This window comes from Pseudomonas koreensis (assembly GCF_025447595.1).
GTDB lineage: Bacteria > Pseudomonadota > Gammaproteobacteria > Pseudomonadales > Pseudomonadaceae > Aquipseudomonas > Aquipseudomonas koreensis_H.
Map to the genome: position 1 here is coordinate 660,324 of NZ_JAOEJU010000001.1, position 18,079 is coordinate 678,402.

An 18,079-nucleotide genomic window follows, 5' to 3' on the forward strand; every position below is an offset into this window, starting at 1 on the left:
GATATGAGCGACCTCAGTCATGTGAAAGCAGACTTAAGGCATCTAATCGAGTTGCCAGCAGAAAAACGGATCAAGATTTGCCGCCATGATATTTGGATCGATACCCCTCGTCTAAAGCCGTTGATGAACTGCTTGAACCACATGATCTATACAGAAAACCAGATACAGGCGTCAAGCATATTCATCTATGGCGAAGGCGGCGATGGGAAATCGGCCTTGTTTCACCGCCTTCAGGATCTGGGTCACCTGTCAGGGAAAAAAATGGTTTTCATTACCCTGACTGAAAATATTAACAGGTACAAATTGCACGACGCGATTTGCGAGCAGTTCCATGTGCACATCGGCAAGAGAACAACCGCTGCAAACAGAATCGACATCATCCTTAAGAAAATCGAAGCAGGTGAAATTGGAGCGATCGTTATCGACGAGCTGTCAGATGCGATGCTTGAAGGGAACATCAACAAGAAAGTAATTTTATCGCTACTGCGCAGCCTTGCAGAAGGAAAGCTCAAATTATGCGTCATTGCTTTCGGCAACTCTGTAGCTCTCGAAGCCATCGCGCTTGATCGAGTTCTGGATCGGCGGTTTGTGCAATGGGAACTCCAAAAGTGGAAAAAGGATCAAGACTTTGTAGACTTCATTGCTACTTATGAAACTCATCTTCCGCTCAAACTTGCATCTAATGTCTCATCTCCTAAGCTGAGGTCGCTTATATACTCAAATTCACATGGCATTCTGGATAACATCGTGAAGATCCTCAAGTGTACCGCGATGGATGCTATCGAACAGGGGGCTGAGCGCATTCACCAAGATCAATTTAGTAACATCGATTCCCTAGCGGCGAAGTACGGCTTCAAAATCCACAATCCCGGAAGGCCCAAGCAGAAATGATCATGCTCTCGCCGTCACAATATGCCACCGCTAATGATGTCTTGGCTGCGTTGACGCGTGAGGGTTCATTTTGCCTTGTCTCATCCGAGCCAGGCTTCGGCTTACCGACCTGCATGGCATATATCAGGTCACGCCTGGCTAAGCCCACATTTACCATAGCAGATCACCCTGAACTTTCCGGGCTAGATATTCTTGGTCAGTTCTACCATCAGCTACATATTGATGTGGAGTTCCAAGGAAAAAATGAAATACCTGATTTCGTGATCGAGATTTTTACCTTGAGAGAGATTTCGACAATTTTTATCGATCACATTGACATATTTCTCGGCAATGAAAGCGCAAGGCGTCGTACTATCCAACAGGTAAAATCCATTCTGATTGCGCTCCCATTAGTCAATGTAGTTGTTTCTGGTCTGGATTCAGACACATCTGCCCTGCTTGATCTCCAGGGCTGTTCGCTACACTTCGCTGAGACTTTCACCCTGAAGGGGTTTCGAGATTTTAATGAATACCAAGTTTTTTTCGAATCGATACTAACTGGACACCCATTTGCGGAGTTTGCAAATGTATCCCTAGAAGCTCTCTACCACCAAACCAAGGGAAATCTCGGTGATACAATACTGCGGCTGTTCCACCCGGCGTACCTTTACAAAGGTAAAATGTAGATGACCGTTTGCATCGATTGCTTACCGATCGACGGAGAACTTCTATCATGCTGGCTTTACAGGCAGAGTAGGGTTTCTATATACACGCCGCTTGGGCGTGAGGAGCTCAGCAAAATGTGGTTGGCCTCGGCTCCGGCAGCTGATTTCGATCCGGATTTTTCGCCGAACTCCAGCTTTGCGAATGCGGCGTGTGAGGCCGTACGCATGAGTGGTGAACTCAGGGCAGAACTTGTTCAGCCGCCTAGTAGTTGGCTAATACCGCGATTTTACAGGCGCACGTTTTGCTATCAATGTTTGACTGAGCAAATTCGTGTGTGCGAAATTCCTACTTCGCTAAATTATTGGTGCGCCGTGGGTACAGTGATTTGCACCCGTCATAATTTGCCGTTAATCGATGCGGCAGAAGTGTTCGGGCCTAAACTGAACATGGCCATGAAATTTTTCCAGATGCAGGTTGTACACAAGGAGAGGTATCTTTCAGCGTCCCGGTTTCAAGATGGAATACGCTCTATCAAGTCCTTGCAGTTGGTGCAGGACATGCTCAAAAATTTTGAATTGAAGGCTATTCAGGGCGAGCTGAACAACAACACTCACGAGTCCGGGGAATGGGAATTCTCGAAATTTCTGATCTGCTTGATGCTCTATCCAAGGTTCGGCCTCATAAATCGCTACATGCGTAACGACGCTGCTTACCTTCAACTTCCGGTGTTTCAACAGACGTTCACTCTCGGCCCTTTGATCGCCAGTATCGCTCACCGAAGGATCGCGCTACTCATACTCGGCTGGCTTTACGAGGTCTTGCCGCCGGATGAGTTGAGCGTGATTCAGGCTCTGTTGGACACAATAGGCAGCGCGATTGGATTTGCTGATGCCTATAGCTTGGGCTCATCGTGCAATGGCTTCTCGCCAGACCATGCTGCAGTCATCGCACGCCGACTTGTGCAAAGGCATCCATTAATAGCCTCCACTAGGACTCAACACTTCATTGAGGGATTCATTGCCTCCACTGAAAAGTGAAGTGCGGTTGACCTGCTGCTTGCGAATCGAGATATGGGGGAGGACAGATTGCATGGATACTAGGTTTTGCTTGCTAACCGAAATCTCGCTACCTTTGGGCCCCATCTGCCTAGACTGCTTACATGGCGGTACCTGGATATGGGTTAATTTCCTAGTAGCCATGCCACGCGTACGCGTTCTCCAATACTCGATACGTCAAAGTACAGAACGATGTGCTCCTACATCAGCACTTTGTATAGGCCAGATGGGAGGGCGCCCGCCAAGCGTAAAACATCGTCGAATCAATTTTTCCTGTACGACATTATACTCATCATGGCCAGTGGGAAAGGAATTCAATCATGCCCGTGATTTTTGTGATCTTTTTTTATCCAGATTCTGTCAGTGGCCTGCAAGTATCTGTAGCAACCGTTCTGATATTTTCAAGAGCTCTTTCACTTTAATCGTTGAGCAAGCCGAAACAACCATCGCATCTATGCAAGGGATCATCTTGTGTCCATCGCTGCTGTCCAATAGTAAGTCGTCAAATAGCCCTGGATGATATCTACTGAGTCTCAGGATGCAGTAGGCGCCAAAAGGGGCGCCGCTTAAGACCCGCGTCAGCGAGAAACTCCGGTCTCCTTGCATGCCTGACCTTGCACTCAGTCCTCCAAACATGGTTGATGCCGTTCGCACAGATATCTAAGCGCATAGGTAACGCGGTCACAGTGTGCGACCCGGCCCTGCTTCTCCGTTTCTTCAATTCTCAGGCTCAGTCACCCCACATCACGACCCAGAAACCGTAGATCTCCAGCAGACGTAGAGCTATCTCTCAGCAACCCCGAGATGGGTTCAAGGAGCTGCTGACCTGGCGACCTTAACGTGTCCGCTCGGGTGATTCGCGCTACGGCTCTCTCAGCGATCAACCCATCTTCTTCAGATGGTTGATTACCGTATGCCTGGATATGCCCAGTCGCTTGGCAATCTCCGTCTGCCCCAGCCCTTGGTCTGCGAGCGCTTTGATTTGTGGTCGCAGCTCTTCTGACGCAGCAACCATAGGATGAGGCGCTTTGGAGGCTTGTGAAGGGATCTCGCTGGTCAACAAGCCCGAAACGGTTAGGTCTTTTCTGAGGTGCTCCAGAACCTGTTGGGGAGTCTCGCCTCGTTCTGAAGCGTAGGTCAGCAAGAGGAGCGTAAGCGGGTCTACTCCGAGGGCTTTTGCAAGATCATCGCTCACTTCGAGCGTGACCGATCGGGCGCCGGATTCCAGCCTACTGACATACGATTGATCGGCAGCCTGGCCCAGTTCCTGCTGCAACGAAGCTTGGCGCATCCGAAGGAATTGCAGAGCAGCAGCGAAAGAGGTGCGCAGTGACATAAGCGTTCCTGTGTAAACGGAACGATATGCGGCATTTGCGTTGTATAAAACAAATGCCTATAGTCATCCACGCTCTACACTCGGCGAGCCCAGACCCAGCCTTCGGCCCAGCCAGTGGTTTCCTCAATTTACGTCCAAATCGAAATCCAGCCCTAAAGCAAAGCAAGCCAGATTTCGACATGGCAAGCCGTGGCCGGGCAGCAAGGCCCTGAGCATCAACATCATGCAGATACTTCTCTACTCCGACCTCCATGTCGAGTTCACACCTTTTCATCCACCAGAGATGGTGGCTGACCTCGTGGTGTTGGCTGGTGATATCGGCCTCCAAAGTCGTGGGGTTTTGTGGGCAAACGAGACCTTCAAAGCTCCAGTCGTGTACTGCGCTGGAAATCATGAGTGCTACAAAGGGCATATCGATCGAACAATCGAGAAGATGCGAGCGGCAGCGGCCCCTCACGTTCACGTGCTAGAAAACGACTCGTGGGTCTTCGGGAATGTGAGATTCCTGGTGGGTACCGCATGGACGGATTTTTCTTCGACGGGCGATACGGTCGCCGCATCCATGACCTGCGGCCGTGTGATGAACGACTTCAAAATGATCAGAGCCGACTCGAATTATCGGCGCCTCCGGCCGGCCGACCTTATTGCCAAGAACCACGCGACACGGGAGTTTCTTAGCCTGGAGTTGAACCGGCCATTCGCGGGGAAAACATTCGTTGTCACTCACCACGCCCCATTGGCTGAGGTGGCGGGCGATGAGCACGATGGGCATGTCAGCGCCGCGTACTACAACACATGGCACTCTCTGGTGGAGCAGGCCGACTTCTGGGCGTTCGGCCATACCCATTACTCCATCGACACCGTATTGGGCGGGTGCCGACTGGTGTCGAACCAACGAGGTTATCCAGGTGAAGTCTGCGGATTTGACTCAGGCAAAATCATTGAAATTGTATGAGGTATGGAGAACAGCGTGAGTGCCTGTGAATTGATCGAACTCCCAACGGGGGTTGTACGGGCGAGCGCCATAGGTTGGGGCGTGACCGTCGATGGTTATTTAGTAAACGCAGCGCGGGTGGGGGATCGCTACGCGGCCACTGTCTACGGAGACCTGTCAGGAACGATTAGCGATGGCATGACTGTCGTCACTCCATCGGTTCGCGCTGTCGAGCAGCGCGGCGGCTTCACGCTGGTGCGTAGCCGGAGCGGCGATGATCACTATGTCATCGTCACCGAGCTCCCGGAACGTGATGCTGGAGACGCTTAAAGCCACTGTGCTGCAGTACCAGCGCGGGGCAGAGGGCGAGATCCACGAGGCAGCCTGGCTGACTAGTTGTATCAGTATCTGAACTTTGGTGATTGGCAATCTATGTCATGCACTAAGGGCGCACTTACCTGTCTCGAAACTTTTATATAGCCAACTTCCAGCAGATAACGCTCCACAAATATTTAAGGAAAGGCATGTCGGAACTCAAAAAAATTACAGTTATTGTCAAGAATTTCAATCTGAAAGCGAGCGGAGATATTGACGCGCTTTTTACAATGGTGCGATGCGAAGATGAGGAAGGAAATACTCACCACTTCAAAGAGGTTGTGATGCTGAACTACCTCAAAAGACATGGCGCGATGACTACTGATATCCCCCGAACTTGGTTCTTCAAGCATTTAGGAAAAAAATCAATCGTGCTTGTGGCATTTGAAAAGGGCAATGGTAAGGTTGAGTACGACCTTGATCATATGCGAATCGTTGCCAAATCGACCTTCCTGAAGGGCATTGTGTACGGGTTGGCGGCAGTACCCGCAGGTGTGATTGTTGGCACAGCCACGTACGGTATTGGTTTGCTGCTTATTCCTGTGTTCCTTTTTTACAGCTACAGGAATATTTTCAAACTCCCGAAAATTCTGCGCCGTAAGACCTTGATCAGTGATTTAGCATCTCATGGTGTTGTCGTGCAGTGATGACGAGTGCGTCGCACAGGCACTGGTTTGCGCAGTTGCAAATGGGCCGACCTGGGCCGCTCAGCAAACCGATCGACGGGTACTTGGCTGGTCTGAACGACATCCGCCGGTGCGACCTTGCGCGAACGCTGGAATGGTCAGCCATCGGTGACAAGGAAGCGATCGGGGAGTTGCTCACCGACTTCATCAAGCAGACGGGCGCCGATGAGGTGATGATCGATTGCAGGATTTATGACCCTGTCGCACGCTGCCGCTCCTATCAGTACGCTGCGGAAGCGATCTCGTAGTAGCTTGCAACCAAAATGCGGAGGAATTCGCGCCCTCTTGAATTCCTCTGAGGTACTTGCTCAGACTAACCTGTCGCGCCGGTAAGCGCCGGACACTGCGTAGAGGAGGGTGTCAAGCTCTGCACTGGTCGCAAACCGGGCTTCAAATTCCCCTGTTTCACCAGCGAACACGTACTCCGCACACTGGCAATCGTCTTCACCCTCACCGCAGTTTATGCACGTGGGGTTGCAAGCTCGGGTCGTCGTCATCGATCCCGCTGTGCGCTCCGAAATCCATGTCTTCCATACCGCCTCGGGCGAACTCCGCGACTGCCTCCTCGTCTTCGATGGGACACGATGCGGTTGCTGTGTGGGTACCGTTGGGCGACGAACTAGAAAAGCTTGTGCGGGCGTAGCCCTGGCTGATGCATTGAGATTCGCTGTAGGCGATCATCAGAGAATCAGTTGATCAGGGCATCAATTGGCCACCTACCACCATACACTCAGCGTCGATGATCTCACGAGGTTGTACGTGAGTACCGCCGGCGCGGAAACGTTCAATGTTGAGGAAAGAGCTGAGCGCTTCGATGGCCCAAGAGTCGATTTGTGCATCGAGAACGTCTGCGCTCATATCGACCCAGTATCCGCACCGCAGACTGGTTTTCGATTATCAGGGGAGGCGGCCCATAGGGTTGCGCCAAATGCCAGAGACCTGGGTGAATGCCATCTGTAGGATCAAATGTAGCCACTCCCTATATCATTGTTCGGAGCTGCCATGAAGCAAGACGCCGTCGCCAATACCCTCACCGACCAAGAGTACGAGACCATTGGTACCCAGCGAAGTCTCAAGCCAGGCGGACAGCGGTGATCGGCTCCGAGTTGGGTTCTGAGCGGAAAATGGCCGGAGCTGCAGTCCAGCAGCTCTCGCACCATGCCCCATCATGTGGCATAAAGCTATCTCTTGAAAGAGGACAGGGTTGAGGGCGCCGCCTTCAGATGCTGGCCCAGAATCAGCAATCGGCTATGGCGTCGCCATACGCTCAGGCTGTGGGAGTGAGTGCGTGGGAAGGACATTCGCATTTGTAGACGAGTCGGGTAATCACGATCTCGATACCTCGAAGTCAGGTAGCTCCGACTTCTTTGTAATCTGCTCCGTCATCGTCGCTGAAACGGATTTGCCGAAAGCTTACGAGCTTGCTGGCCTAGCCAGGGCGAGGCACTTCCAGTCAGGGGAGATCAAGTCCAGCAAACTCAGAGCCAAGGACGCGGATCGGCGCCGGCGGATTCTCGTTGATCTCGCGGAGCTACCGCTCAAACTCTTTTTCACAGTGGTAGACAAGCGTCGGGTCTACCAGGACGGGGGGCTGCAGTTCAAGCAGTCTTTCATCAAGCACGTGAACAACCTTCTGTACTCGCGGCTCTTTGATCACTGTCCCGACCTGCACATGACCGTGGACGAGCATGGCGGCCCCGAGTTTCAGGCCAGCCTGAGGGACTACGTATCGGAACGCTATTCGGGAGATCTTTTCCGTGACACCGCGTTTCAGACCAAGAGCAGTAAAGACGACGTTTTGATCCAGGTAGCGGACTTCTTCGCGGGTAGTGTCGCGCACATCTACGAAGGTAAGGCTAGCGGCGAAGTTGTAGAGGCTTACAGGAACATCCTGCGTAGCCGGACGCTGGGCATTTTGGAATGGCCACCGCGCTACCAGTCGTTGATTCCGCCTCCTATGGACGAATCAGCGCTGGCCGATCACCGAGTCCATCAACAGGCCCTTAAGCAAGCCGATAAATTCCTATCCAAGGTCGGACAGCACCTGGATGAGGATGAGCGTCTTCAGGTATGCATCCTGGACTACCTACGCTTCAGGAGTGATTTCGTCGCCGATGAGTATGTCTCCACGGGTGACATAGCCAAACACCTCGCGGACAGGGGGTTCCATGGTCTTTCTGATCAGAAGATCAGATCCAGTGGAATTGCGAAGTTGCGCGACGCTGAGGTCATCATCGCCAGCGCTGCCAAGGGCTATAAGATCCCCCGCACGCGGGCTGACATAAACGATTTCCTAGAACTGGCCTCAAGCCAGATTTTGCCGCTGCTTGACCGAATCAAGAAAGCGCGGGATGTCTACCGCCTCAGCAGCATCGGAGACTATGACATCTTGGGCGCGGATCAGTACTCGGAAATCAGAAAGCTGCTCCAGTCGTTGGAGCCGCTGTGAACGACGACCTGACCTGGACAACGCTTGCGCGTCATTCCACCTCCATCATTTTGGTCGGCACCGACACCGACAGCATTGCAGTCTAATTGAGGTCGCTTCGGGGAAAGTGGATTGATACTCTTATGAAATTAGCGCTCAGGTATGAGGTTGACCAGGCCAGAAATCACGGAGCTCGTTCTGAGCGCAACCCCACCGTGATTGACGTCTGGCCAGGCTCGCACGGTGATGGCGAATTCGATGGTGCGGAGGGGTTGTGCAAAATTTCGATCTTGTGTGGCAAAAAGCTGAAACGGTGTTCGGCGACAAAGCCAGAGCAGCTGTGTGGCTGTCGACGCCCACGAACCTCTTCGATAGCATGACTCCGCTGGAGTTTGTGAAAGATCAGGAAAGCTTAGATCGGGTTATTGAAGTGCTGACGCAGATCGATCATGGGTATGCCAGCTGATAAATAACAGGCTAGAGCTCGGGCCAAGAAATCCTCGGCCGAGTGGGCGAGGGTGACGCCGAATCCTTCTGCGGAGTAACTGTGCCTGTGACGCGATTCAACTTGGCTTCTCAGAATAGGTAAAGGGTATGATGTCCCTGTCATCGATCGCCTCAAGCTTGAAGTAACATCCATTGGCCTTCAACGCATGGATGATGTGACATTCGGCATAAGCGGTGCTGTAAAAGGTGTTCGGGCCTTGGATGTTGAATACACATTCTCCCGCGTAGCCCCGTTCATAGTTCAGGTTCTCCAAGGCTCCCGCCGCTTCACCATTTGCTTCGGCTATCGCGATCACCAATTGCCGTAGAGTCGATTGATCCGTTTCTGTCATCTCAGCAGAAAACTTAACCTGGTGATGGCTACGGAAACCTCCGCCACCACTCGCTGAGCCGAGGCGGTTAAATGTGATGTGAGCGAGCCGGACTACTTCCATGATATGGGCCTTCTACGTGGGTCGTACGCTTTGGTGGCGGGGTAAGCGAGAAGAGTGCACTGTGGCCTGGCGAATAAGTGATTCAACGATTGCGTTGGAGCGGTGCGATCAACAGGCTCCAAAGAGTTTCGGCACCACCTTCTTGAGAAAGCTTCTGGTCTTGCCGAGTATGAAACGACATACCGAATGTCTTCAGGTACAGAGATTGATCGTCCGTATCAACCGTTAGCGCCTCGTTGTACGAGCCCCCGCCAAACGAATCCCCATGGCTGTAGTAGATCCCCGCACCTAGCTGGCCACCGGTGAACACAGTTGCCTTCGCAACGTCGTGACCGTCCTTGTAGATACTCGCAGCAAAGCGATTGGCATCTACACGACGGAAGACCCCTTCATACCCTGCGTTCCGTGCCTGGAGCTCCGTCAGTGAATTCTCAAAATAACGGGAGATGTACTCGAAGCTGTCGAGCAGAAAGCGGTCTTTGTCCAGCTGGGTATAGCTTTTAGCCATGCGCAGGTTGCTTGATCTAGGGCCAGGCGGTGTCGAAGGGAAGGGCGCTGCACCCATAGAAAAATCGTCGCAGTCAGATCGCACGGATGTCGCCGTTGAGCTGAGGCTGCATCGCTCGGCGGCCTTACGCACCTCCTTTGCCACTTGCAGGAATGCTTCGTCCTGATTCGGCCACAGCGTCACTGGCTTGCCGTCTTGAGGCGTGCCAAGCAGCTTGCCGAACGGGGCATGGTGCCAATCGCATGGGCGAAGAATTACAGGAATGACGATCGCTTCCTTAGCAGCATGGCGCTCCATCGCGCGGGCCATCTCGATGTTGTAGCAGTAGTCTGAGGCGATAAAGTCGGGGCTAACCAGCAACAAAATGATTTCATCACTGTTGATGTGATCGTCAATGGCCGCATCGATTTCTTGACCGGCGCCGATTCTGCGGTCGTGCCAAGTCTCGATGACCCGCTGGCGCTTGAGCATCGACAGCTGCTTTTCCAGTTGGTCGCGTAGCGCCTCGTCGGCATGGCAGTAAGAGAAAAAGACGTTTGGCAAAATGGTTGCTCCCATCCGTTAGCTGCTCTTTCGATCATATGGTGAGCTCACCGGAGAGTACAAGCCCGGGCTTTGCTGGGCGTTTAATCGAGGCGAAAGCCCGCGAAACCAACAATCACCAGAAGGAAGTGTGGGTTGTTCGGATCAGTTTGGAGGCCACCTCGTTTGATGATGTAGCGCTGATGTTGCCCTGCCATTCGGACAGGGGGTTTTGAGCAACGCTGGGTGAGGCAGGGTAATGGCTCCCGCTGTGGTCGTGTGTGGCTAGGCGCTGAGCATCGAGTACACTATTCGGAATGTGCGTCCGCATTCCAGCACGCTCAAATTTCCAAAGGAGTAGGAGATGGGCATTTTTAGCTGGCTGTTCAACAGGCCCAAGGCTGTCAAATTCGATTCCGCAACAAAGCACCAGCCCGCTCAGCGTCAACCCCTAGTCGCTCAGCCAGCGCTACGGGCTACCCCTCAGATCCGACGTGACAAGCATTTTCTCCGAATCGAGTCGCTGGATTTCTCAGGCGTCTATCAACTGTCCAAATCCAAGAAGTGGGCGATCGCCTGGCGAGATTCTGATCCATCAGCAGGTCGCGGAGGTCATAGGGAGTCCGGATTAGGGGCCTACGTCCTTGCAGATCTGAACAGCGGTACCGTTTCATGCCAGGGGAGCATGCCCAGGCCAAACAATGGACACGTGAGTGACACTGGCATGTTTTGCCTGGAAGATTGGCATTTTGGCAGCACCCTGTCTGGGACATTCAGCGTTTACGATCCCAGTGGCTCTGTGGTCTTATCCAGAGAGCTCACGGCCAATATTCTCACCAGCGGCATTTCTAGGCATGGGAAATACGCATTCTGCGCTACCGCCAACAGCCCGACGGATCATGGCAATAAGGTGTTCCTGTTTGACCTGGTCAATCGGGTCGAAATGTACTGTGCCACCCCGAAGGCCGGATGGCCTGATAGCTACGAAGTGGACGAGAGCACGGGCGAACTCGTGGCGCTGTTCAAGGACATGGGCAGCTTCCGGTACGACATTCATGGCCAATTCGTGGATGCTGATCAGCTCGGCGACGCCAACCTCAGCTCTTCCCGTTACGACCGCATCATCCTCGCTGCAGAAAAGATTTTGGGGGAGGGCGACCTGACGGACGAGCGCACCCTGGAAGTCTTGATCGCGGTGCAGCGTGCCCGCTCGCTCGGCGCAGATGAAAACCCTGCCTGGAAACCCACAGCGCTCAAAGTCCAAGGGCTTGCATACGAGCAGTTGGGCCAGTACCCCAAAGCATTGCAGGTCTATGAGGAAGCGCTGGCTTTGAATCCAAAAATTGGGGTTAAGCGCAGGTTGGCTTCGGTGAGTAAGCGGATCAAGGCAGAGTAGCTGGGGCAGCTCGACGATCGCTTGGCGCAGAGCATTTGCCCCTGCGCAATCAGGTCGTACCGCGACGGAGCCCTATCGTCCTATGGCTCATGGCTGGGTGGCCAGGAGAGACAGCTCTTCTGATCTTATGGGCCTTGCCAGCCGGCTCTTGGGCACTCAAGGATCAGGAAATCAGGTGGGCTGAGGAGGGCGGTCGTGCTCCGGTGCTTGAGTAGACTCGGGTAGTTTAAACATCTAACCCCCTAGTCCAGCAAACTAGAGAAAATGTTTATCTTGATTGATTCGATCTTGAGTAATGAATCACAAACGTTATCGCACCAGTCTATGATGCGAGCTGCTCGGACAACCATGTCGTGATCGCCACCGGAGATGCGGACAAATGGAGCCCACTTAGGATTTGGCATCACGCTCTTAATTTCCAGATGCAGCCTTGCCTGGGCATAGCTAGTCGTCCAGCTAGCAGGCGGCGAAAGACAAAACTCGTAAAACTCCCGACCATCAAGCGGTCTCAAAGAATGAAGGCTTTTTTGTTTAACATAAATTGACCACAAAAGCAGTTTTTCAAGAGCCACTAGCTTTAACCGATCCGCACTGCACGATCGATACGCTCGAATTACCTCAAGCGAGTCTATCGCGACGGTGAAGCATTTTTTAGGAAAGAAGCTTTCCACATAGGCTTGGGCCTGTGGCTTCGTAAAAACTAGTACGTCTCTCTTGTGCATGCCAAATAATGGAGGCGGACAATTCTGTTTGTGGTAATCCGTGTTCAGATCCGCAGTATCCTGATGATGAATGACTCCGCGTGCTTTCGATAGCTGCTTACGCGTCCATCCCAACCGGTACTGGCGCGACGTTTCGCTGGGTGACGGGCGAATCGGTGCTGGCTGATCGAGCCGAGTGACGCGGAAACCCACAGCTCGATCAAGCAACTCACTCGGCGAACGCTGCATGCCTGGCATTTTGGGGAGTTTCCACATTAGCTTGTTGAGCAACGCCTCCGTGAGTATTGGATCGATTTCGTCCGCTGATGGAATGGCGCTCATACCCAGACCGTGCCTGTATCTGGCTATCGTGTCTACAAGGGCTTCGGGAATCGGGATGCTGTAGTCCCGCAGATGACTTCGCATGATGAAGCGTGGATCGTCTGAGCCTATTGATGAGAAGCACGACATCGAAAAGTGAAGTCGCGCTGAGCGCCACTCCTTGAAACTGAGGGACAGGTGATAGCAGACCGAGCATACAAACAAACTACGCTCAGAAACACTGTTGGACGGCGTCAGGTTGGCCAGGTATTGAAGGTAAGCCTGGGTTTGGGAGTCGTCTTGCTCACTGAAGGGCATTCGGGAAGCTCTATACAAATCGCAGCTCGCCAGCTTGGGCTGTACACCCAAGTCCAAGCTCAAAAACTTAAAAAATCGGTTTAGGACGTACCCAGATTCGGGGTCTGTTATTGGTTGGACGAATGGCTTCCAGTCTTCGTTAAGGCGCTCTGTGCCTTCATTAATGTCGAATCTCGCACTCCGAATGCCCATCCAAGTTTCGGGAGGCCGCGCGGAGAACGCCCTGAAGGCCCTAAGATCTGCTGCCGTGAATTCAGCCAGTGGCTTCCTTGCAATGCAAATTGCCCAAAGGACGAACTTTTCCAGGAAGGTCACGATGCGAGGCTTGCTTCGCATGTAGGGAGGAAGGCTTTCGACGTACCGGCAAAAATGGTCGTAGGTTTCGATTGCGTGTGTCTTTGCCGGGAATGAGTCTAGGTAGCCGAATATCAGAGACGACTGGGTTGCAAAACGACCATCGGCTTCGATGTCGTTAGCGTTGGCTTCAGTACGGTGTGCGGTTTCACCGTGGTCGGTGAGGATTGATCTTGGGAACACCATGACGTCCTTGATGAGACCGATTGGAGCATCTACCAGCCCAATGTAGCTGAGCATCTAGGCTTGGGAAACCTTGAAGACAAACGCATTGCGCAGCGTATCTTTTATCCGATTTGGCTCTGACAGCGCTTAGCTGGAGTAAAAATGCGCTTTAAAGAAAGGCATATATTTCAGCAGGTTAGGTTCGGCAGAGACGGAGGTCTTAACATTTTTCCGTTTTGGTTCCGACAGGCCAAGACAGGATAAAGATGCCCCCCAAGCCCCTTAGCATTCCGTTCTGGATTCGACAGTGGCCGGACGTAGCTTAGGTTGCACATGAACTGTCTAGGGCAAGGCGTTGGGAAGGGACTGTTTCCAGTGACGCGACAGAATTCCGTTTTTGTTTCAACGTTCACAAGGGCGAACGGTCAATTCAGGCAAAGTCTGGTTTTCGGGGCTGATGACCGATGGTGAAGTTCCGCTCAGATACATTATTTAACATAATATACATTACACGTAACAAAGTATTACGGAGCCAGCCGGATTGCGCACACCATTTCAATCTCCAGCGTCGCTCTCAAATGGTCTGAGCCTTGATGCCTACAGATCTCTCTATTTGAAATGTGCCGCTCTCAATCCTCGCCACGCGTCAGCTTTTCAATCAGCGCTCGATGTTGCGGATACTGCGCTGTGAGTTTCTGCCGATTCCCCATTTCCATATCTGCGAAATCAAATCCTGGTGAAACCGCTTCGCTGATCAAACCGAATTCGTTCGGACCATCGCGTAGCCTGGACGCTTTCCAGATTCCGCCCGGTACGTGCAACTGCAAATGTTGCCCAGCCAGAATGTCGTTACCCATCACGAATGTCTGCTGCGAGCCGTCGGCATGAATCAGGCTGTACTCGATGGCGTCGCCCAGATGGAAATAATGCAGGATGTCCGACTGGTTGAAATGAAACTGGCCCACTGGGGACTCTTTAGTCAGCAGGTAATAAATGGACGTCATCAAATAACGTTGGCCTGCATCGGTTTCAATCATGTTCCGATGGTCTGGCTGGTAGGTTCGGCGGAAAAAGCCACCCTCAATGTGAGGTTCGAGGTCCAGTGTTGAAATCACATCCTGGGCGCGTAACGGGCGGTTAATCATCGAATTTTCTCTCTATTTTCAATACTTATTGTAATAACTCTACTAAACGACCATTTAGCGTAGTTATAAATAATTCTGTGAATTACTCAATGCTCCCCCCAATTGTCGGCGGAAAGAGCGGCGGCGCCCCTCCTCCGCATTTCGTCTTCATTATTGACTTTAAATCAAATTAATTTGGCTCACACAGGGCTTAATCTGCACATCCAAACTGCGCAGACTGCGAACCATTGAACACTCACTGGATCGCACCATGCCTCTTTCTTCGCCCTCGTGCTCCGCACTCGCCCGTTTGACCGCCGGTGGATTCAGCATCGGCATCGAAGCTCCGCTCGACAACGACTGGACGCCAGCCGGAGAACACGCACGCCAGCTATCCGGTCGCCTTCCGGGCGAACCGGATCTGCAGCGTCACGCCGATCTGGCACGACTCGCCGACAATCTTGGCTTTCGTGCCCTATGGATACGCGACGTGCCGGTCTACGACCCGTCCTTCGGTGACGCCGCTCAGGTGTTCGAGGTGTTTTCCTATCTCGGTTACCTTGCCGGGATCACCCGCGACATCCTGCTCGGAACCGCTGCGGTGGTGCTGCCGATCCGCGAACCGTTGCTGACGTTGAAAGCGGCAGCGACCGTGCAGCATTTAAGTGGCAACCGCTTGCTGCTCGGCGTCGCCAGTGGTGACCGGCCAGTGGAATACCCGTTGTTTGGTCGCGATTTCGATAACCGGGGCAACAACTTCCGTGAGCAGGTCGCGCTTCTGCGCAATGGCGCGACGTCGCGGCTGCCCTCCGGGCTGGCGGTGCTGCCCGCGCTTTCATCGCCACTGCCGTTGCTCGTGGCCGGCCTGGCTCAGCAGAGTCCGGACTGGATCGGCCAGCACATGGACGGAAGTCTGGCCTATCCGGGCTCACCCAGCGACCACGCGCGCCGCATAGCAGCCTGGCGCGCAGTGGCGGGATCAAAACCGTACGCCACCTTCATCCACGTGGATCTGGACGAAAGCCCCGACGCTCCCTTGCAACGCTGGCGCTTCGGTTTTCGCTCAGGCCGCGATGCGCTTATCGCTGAACTTCATGCGTTGCGCGCCATTGGTGTCGATCATGTAAGCCTGCATTTTCGTCGTAACCGCCGCCCCCTCGACGAGACGCTTCGCGAGATCGCCGAATACGTATTGCCCCATTTCCATACCCCGATAAGTGGTCAGAGCTGATCGACGTCGATCACTCACTCGCAACAAACCCTTTCTAGCCAGCACGTCTGCGTCCCTCGCGCGGAGCTAAACCCGCACGACCGCAAGATCTGCTCGGCTGAAAAATACCGGAGATACACAATGAAGACATTTTCAAAACTTGCCCTCGCGGCCCTGTTACCACTTGCCATACAGGCCGCCTCCGCAGCGGACTGGTATCCGTCCGCATATGGTCCGAACGATGAAATCGGCGCCGCCAACCTGTTGACCCCGGATGTCGTCAAGCAGGCGGTCGGCCTGGTCAAGACAGGCAAGACTTATCCGCTGGCCGTCCCCGTGGACAAGAACCTTCCGGCATTCCGCCATCGCAGCTTCCGTCTGTACAACGTGCAGGTCGGGCAGCAGGCCGGAAAATCACTGGGCCCGAACAAATTCACCTTCAACGATGAACTGGTAAACGCCTGGACCGGCGTTGGCACCCAGCTCAACGGGATCGGCCATATCGGCATCGACAACGTGTACTACAACGGCAACAAGGCGGCAGACTTTGTGACGGTTGATGGCGTCACCAGACTCGGCGTCGAGAAAGTGCCGCCGATGGTGACCCGCGGCGTGGTGCTGGACATGACCGCCCATTACAACAAGGCCATCGTGCCCGGTGGCACCGAGTTCAGCGTGGCCGATATCCAGGCAGTGTTGAAGAAGCAAGGCCTGACGCTGCGTAAGGGTGATGTGGTGCTGTTCAACACCGGCTGGCTGGAATTGATCGGCAAGGACAACCAGCAGTTCCTGGAAGTGGAACCCGGTATCGGCATGGAAGCAGCGCAGTGGCTGGCAGACCAGGGGATCGTCGCTTTCGGCGGCGACACCTGGGCCTCCGAGGTTTATCCGAACCCACAGGGCAAGGACGAATTCCCGGTCAACCAGTACATGCTCGCCAAGCGCGGCATCTACAACCTGGAACTGATCGACAGCCGTGCGCTGGTGCACGACAAGGCCTGGGAGTTCCTGTTCGTGCTCGGCCAGCCGCTTTATGTTGGCTCGACTCAAGTCAACATCAATCCGGTTGCCATTCACTGACCGCTCTATGACTGATCTCGGCCCGCAGCGAACCCTCTCGCTGCGGGCTTTTATGGTTTGGCGAGTGCGCCATGCCCACCGCGAATGGCTGCGTAAAATAAAGAAGCTCGAACCGAGACTGGCCAAGTCGGGACCGCCCGAGTACAACGTGGAGCAGTTCCCTGGAGGTCCCATGCAAGATCTACGTCAATTGCGCTACTTCGTCGCCGTCGCCGAATGTGAAAACGTCGGCCGCGCGGCGGAGCAGCTACACATTTCCCAGTCCCCCCTGAGCCGGCAGATCGCCCAACTCGAGGATCACCTCGGCCTGGCCCTGTTCGAACGGCGCAACCAGCGGCTGTTCCTGACCGTCGACGGACGCACCTTCCTGTCCGAAGCCCGCGCCCTGCTCAAGCATGCCGATCGACTGGAGTCGCTGGGCAAACGCCTGGGCCGTGGTGAGGAAGGCGGTCTGTGCATCGGCTACGTCAACCACGCCGTGCATGCCGGCGTGCTGCCCGGCGCTGTCCGGGCAATTCGTGGCGAACGTCCGCAGATCCATATCGCCCTCTATAACATGACCCCGCGCGAGCAGTTCGAAGGCCTGCGCCAGCGCAGCCTGGACATCGCCCTGGTCTGTGAGCCCCCGCCCGAAAACGATCCTGAGCTGCGTGCCCTGCCCGTGCTGGACGACCCCATGCTGCTGGCCATCCCCGCCGAACATCCGTTGGCAGCCAAGGCCGAACTTACGCCGGCCGACCTGCATGAACAGGAGTGGATCATCACCGGTGGGCAACCCGACCAGATCAACAAACGCGATGATTTTATTGCGCGCTGCGCCGATGCCGGCTTCACCCCGCGCCTGTCGCTGGAAGCGACCGACCCGCTGAGTGTGCTGGGGCTGGTGTCCGCAGGACTGGGGCTGGCCATGGTCCAAAGCAGCCTGGCCGCCAGTGCGGATGCGACGGTGGTTTTGCGTCAGCTTGACTGGTTCCGGCCCTGCGTACAGTTGTGGGCAGCCTGGCACCAGGTGGACTTGCGCCCGATCGTCGGTATTTTCCGCGAACAGGTGCTGGCATTGGCTGAGCAGACCCGAAAAGTCTGAATACT

19 protein-coding genes are annotated in these 18,079 nt (G+C 54.1%); 13 read left to right on the forward strand and 6 right to left on the reverse strand.

Annotation, left to right across the window (positions count from 1 at the left end; translation table 11 throughout):
• Window positions 1-3 precede the first annotated feature (3 nt).
• The 3 genes from N8H71_RS02795 to N8H71_RS02805 all read left to right on the forward strand — a co-directional run bounded on the left by N8H71_RS02795 (window position 4) and on the right by N8H71_RS02805 (window position 2,573).
• A complete protein-coding gene (locus N8H71_RS02795; RefSeq protein ID WP_262192726.1) occupies window positions 4-891 on the forward strand; it encodes a TniB family NTP-binding protein in 888 nt (295 codons plus the stop codon).
• A complete protein-coding gene (locus N8H71_RS02800) occupies window positions 888-1,556 on the forward strand; it encodes a hypothetical protein (protein WP_262192727.1) in 669 nt (222 codons plus the stop codon). The genes N8H71_RS02795 and N8H71_RS02800 overlap by 4 nt, the downstream gene beginning before the upstream one ends.
• A 114-nt stretch (window positions 1,557-1,670) precedes the next feature.
• The gene (locus tag N8H71_RS02805) at window positions 1,671-2,573 is read left to right on the forward strand and encodes a hypothetical protein (protein ID WP_262192728.1); all 903 of its coding nucleotides are present in this window, start codon (window positions 1,671-1,673) and stop codon (window positions 2,571-2,573) included.
• An 898-nt stretch (window positions 2,574-3,471) separates the two neighbouring features.
• Here the strand turns inward: N8H71_RS02805 and N8H71_RS02810 are convergent.
• Complete coding sequence (locus N8H71_RS02810) at window positions 3,472-3,927, reverse strand: helix-turn-helix domain-containing protein (RefSeq protein WP_262192730.1); 456 nt, start codon at window positions 3,925-3,927, stop codon at window positions 3,472-3,474.
• 223 nt (window positions 3,928-4,150) lie between these two features.
• Here N8H71_RS02810 and N8H71_RS02815 point away from each other — a divergent pair, with 223 nt between their 5' ends.
• The 4 genes from N8H71_RS02815 (at window position 4,151) to N8H71_RS02830 (ending at window position 6,170) form a co-directional block, all read left to right on the forward strand.
• Window positions 4,151-4,882, forward strand: a complete 732-nt coding sequence (locus N8H71_RS02815) for a metallophosphoesterase (protein ID WP_262192731.1) — start codon at window positions 4,151-4,153, stop codon at window positions 4,880-4,882.
• A gap of 15 nt (window positions 4,883-4,897) precedes the next feature.
• Window positions 4,898-5,191, forward strand: coding sequence for a hypothetical protein (locus N8H71_RS02820; RefSeq protein ID WP_262192732.1), 294 nt, complete (start codon window positions 4,898-4,900; stop codon window positions 5,189-5,191).
• Window positions 5,192-5,385: 194 nt separating this feature from the next.
• Entirely contained in the window at window positions 5,386-5,883 is a 498-nt protein-coding gene (locus tag N8H71_RS02825) for a hypothetical protein (RefSeq protein ID WP_262192733.1), read from the forward strand.
• A gap of 83 nt (window positions 5,884-5,966) precedes the next feature.
• Window positions 5,967-6,170: a hypothetical protein gene (locus N8H71_RS02830; RefSeq protein WP_262192734.1), complete on the forward strand. Its 204-nt coding sequence runs from the start codon at window positions 5,967-5,969 to the stop codon at window positions 6,168-6,170.
• A 448-nt stretch (window positions 6,171-6,618) separates the two neighbouring features.
• Here the strand turns inward: N8H71_RS02830 and N8H71_RS02835 are convergent, their stop codons facing one another.
• Complete coding sequence (locus N8H71_RS02835) at window positions 6,619-6,780, reverse strand: hypothetical protein (protein WP_262192735.1); 162 nt, start codon at window positions 6,778-6,780, stop codon at window positions 6,619-6,621.
• A 430-nt stretch (window positions 6,781-7,210) separates the two neighbouring features.
• Here N8H71_RS02835 and N8H71_RS02840 point away from each other — a divergent pair, with 430 nt between their 5' ends.
• Both N8H71_RS02840 and N8H71_RS02845 read left to right on the forward strand, forming a co-directional pair.
• A complete protein-coding gene (locus N8H71_RS02840) occupies window positions 7,211-8,371 on the forward strand; it encodes a DUF3800 domain-containing protein (protein WP_262192737.1) in 1,161 nt (386 codons plus the stop codon).
• Window positions 8,372-8,624: 253 nt separating this feature from the next.
• Entirely contained in the window at window positions 8,625-8,816 is a 192-nt protein-coding gene (locus N8H71_RS02845; RefSeq protein ID WP_262192739.1) for an MbcA/ParS/Xre antitoxin family protein, read from the forward strand.
• Between the two features lie 97 nt (window positions 8,817-8,913).
• Here N8H71_RS02845 and N8H71_RS02850 read toward each other — a convergent pair whose 3' ends face one another.
• Together N8H71_RS02850 and N8H71_RS02855 are read right to left on the reverse strand one after the other, a co-directional pair.
• Window positions 8,914-9,291 carry a hypothetical protein gene (locus tag N8H71_RS02850; protein ID WP_262192740.1) on the reverse strand — a complete coding sequence of 126 codons (378 nt, stop codon included), beginning with the start codon at window positions 9,289-9,291 and terminating at the stop codon, window positions 8,914-8,916.
• 82 nt (window positions 9,292-9,373) lie between these two features.
• Window positions 9,374-10,342 (reverse strand): toll/interleukin-1 receptor domain-containing protein, encoded by a 969-nt coding sequence (locus N8H71_RS02855; RefSeq protein ID WP_414885856.1) that lies wholly within the window; start codon window positions 10,340-10,342, stop codon window positions 9,374-9,376.
• A 343-nt stretch (window positions 10,343-10,685) separates the two neighbouring features.
• On the opposite strand from N8H71_RS02855, the gene N8H71_RS02860 reads away from it, so the two are divergent.
• Entirely contained in the window at window positions 10,686-11,717 is a 1,032-nt protein-coding gene (locus tag N8H71_RS02860; protein ID WP_262192743.1) for a tetratricopeptide repeat protein, read from the forward strand.
• Between the two features lie 242 nt (window positions 11,718-11,959).
• On the opposite strand, the gene N8H71_RS02865 is transcribed toward N8H71_RS02860, so the two are convergent.
• Both N8H71_RS02865 and N8H71_RS02870 read right to left on the reverse strand, forming a co-directional pair.
• Window positions 11,960-13,651, reverse strand: a complete 1,692-nt coding sequence (locus tag N8H71_RS02865; protein WP_262192745.1) for a hypothetical protein — start codon at window positions 13,649-13,651, stop codon at window positions 11,960-11,962.
• A gap of 554 nt (window positions 13,652-14,205) precedes the next feature.
• Window positions 14,206-14,721 (reverse strand): cupin domain-containing protein, encoded by a 516-nt coding sequence (locus tag N8H71_RS02870; RefSeq protein WP_262192747.1) that lies wholly within the window; start codon window positions 14,719-14,721, stop codon window positions 14,206-14,208.
• A gap of 250 nt (window positions 14,722-14,971) precedes the next feature.
• On the opposite strand from N8H71_RS02870, the gene N8H71_RS02875 reads away from it, so the two are divergent.
• The 3 genes from N8H71_RS02875 (at window position 14,972) to N8H71_RS02885 (ending at window position 18,074) form a co-directional block, all read left to right on the forward strand.
• Complete coding sequence (locus N8H71_RS02875; protein WP_262192748.1) at window positions 14,972-15,931, forward strand: TIGR03571 family LLM class oxidoreductase; 960 nt, start codon at window positions 14,972-14,974, stop codon at window positions 15,929-15,931.
• 120 nt (window positions 15,932-16,051) lie between these two features.
• Complete coding sequence (locus tag N8H71_RS02880; RefSeq protein WP_262192749.1) at window positions 16,052-16,990, forward strand: cyclase family protein; 939 nt, start codon at window positions 16,052-16,054, stop codon at window positions 16,988-16,990.
• 172 nt (window positions 16,991-17,162) lie between these two features.
• Window positions 17,163-18,074 carry a LysR family transcriptional regulator gene (locus N8H71_RS02885; protein ID WP_262192750.1) on the forward strand — a complete coding sequence of 304 codons (912 nt, stop codon included), beginning with the start codon at window positions 17,163-17,165 and terminating at the stop codon, window positions 18,072-18,074.
• Window positions 18,075-18,079 lie beyond the last annotated feature (5 nt).

Excerpts from the sequence above, each read along its gene's own strand:
- N8H71_RS02795 (WP_262192726.1), top strand. The coding sequence starts at position 4 with ATGAGCGACCTCAGTCATGTGAAAGCAGACTTAAGGCATCTAATCGAG.
- N8H71_RS02800 (WP_262192727.1), top strand. The coding sequence starts at position 888 with ATGATCATGCTCTCGCCGTCACAATATGCCACCGCTAATGATGTCTTG.
- N8H71_RS02805 (WP_262192728.1), top strand. The coding sequence starts at position 1,671 with ATGTGGTTGGCCTCGGCTCCGGCAGCTGATTTCGATCCGGATTTTTCG.
- N8H71_RS02810 (WP_262192730.1), bottom strand. The coding sequence starts at position 3,927 with ATGTCACTGCGCACCTCTTTCGCTGCTGCTCTGCAATTCCTTCGGATG.
- N8H71_RS02815 (WP_262192731.1), top strand. The coding sequence starts at position 4,151 with ATGCAGATACTTCTCTACTCCGACCTCCATGTCGAGTTCACACCTTTT.
- N8H71_RS02825 (WP_262192733.1), top strand. The coding sequence starts at position 5,386 with ATGTCGGAACTCAAAAAAATTACAGTTATTGTCAAGAATTTCAATCTG.
- N8H71_RS02835 (WP_262192735.1), bottom strand. The coding sequence starts at position 6,780 with ATGAGCGCAGACGTTCTCGATGCACAAATCGACTCTTGGGCCATCGAA.
- N8H71_RS02850 (WP_262192740.1), bottom strand. The coding sequence starts at position 9,291 with ATGGAAGTAGTCCGGCTCGCTCACATCACATTTAACCGCCTCGGCTCA.
- N8H71_RS02860 (WP_262192743.1), top strand. The coding sequence starts at position 10,686 with ATGGGCATTTTTAGCTGGCTGTTCAACAGGCCCAAGGCTGTCAAATTC.
- N8H71_RS02865 (WP_262192745.1), bottom strand. The coding sequence starts at position 13,651 with ATGCTCAGCTACATTGGGCTGGTAGATGCTCCAATCGGTCTCATCAAG.
- N8H71_RS02870 (WP_262192747.1), bottom strand. The coding sequence starts at position 14,721 with ATGATTAACCGCCCGTTACGCGCCCAGGATGTGATTTCAACACTGGAC.
- N8H71_RS02875 (WP_262192748.1), top strand. The coding sequence starts at position 14,972 with ATGCCTCTTTCTTCGCCCTCGTGCTCCGCACTCGCCCGTTTGACCGCC.
- N8H71_RS02880 (WP_262192749.1), top strand. The coding sequence starts at position 16,052 with ATGAAGACATTTTCAAAACTTGCCCTCGCGGCCCTGTTACCACTTGCC.
- N8H71_RS02885 (WP_262192750.1), top strand. The coding sequence starts at position 17,163 with ATGCAAGATCTACGTCAATTGCGCTACTTCGTCGCCGTCGCCGAATGT.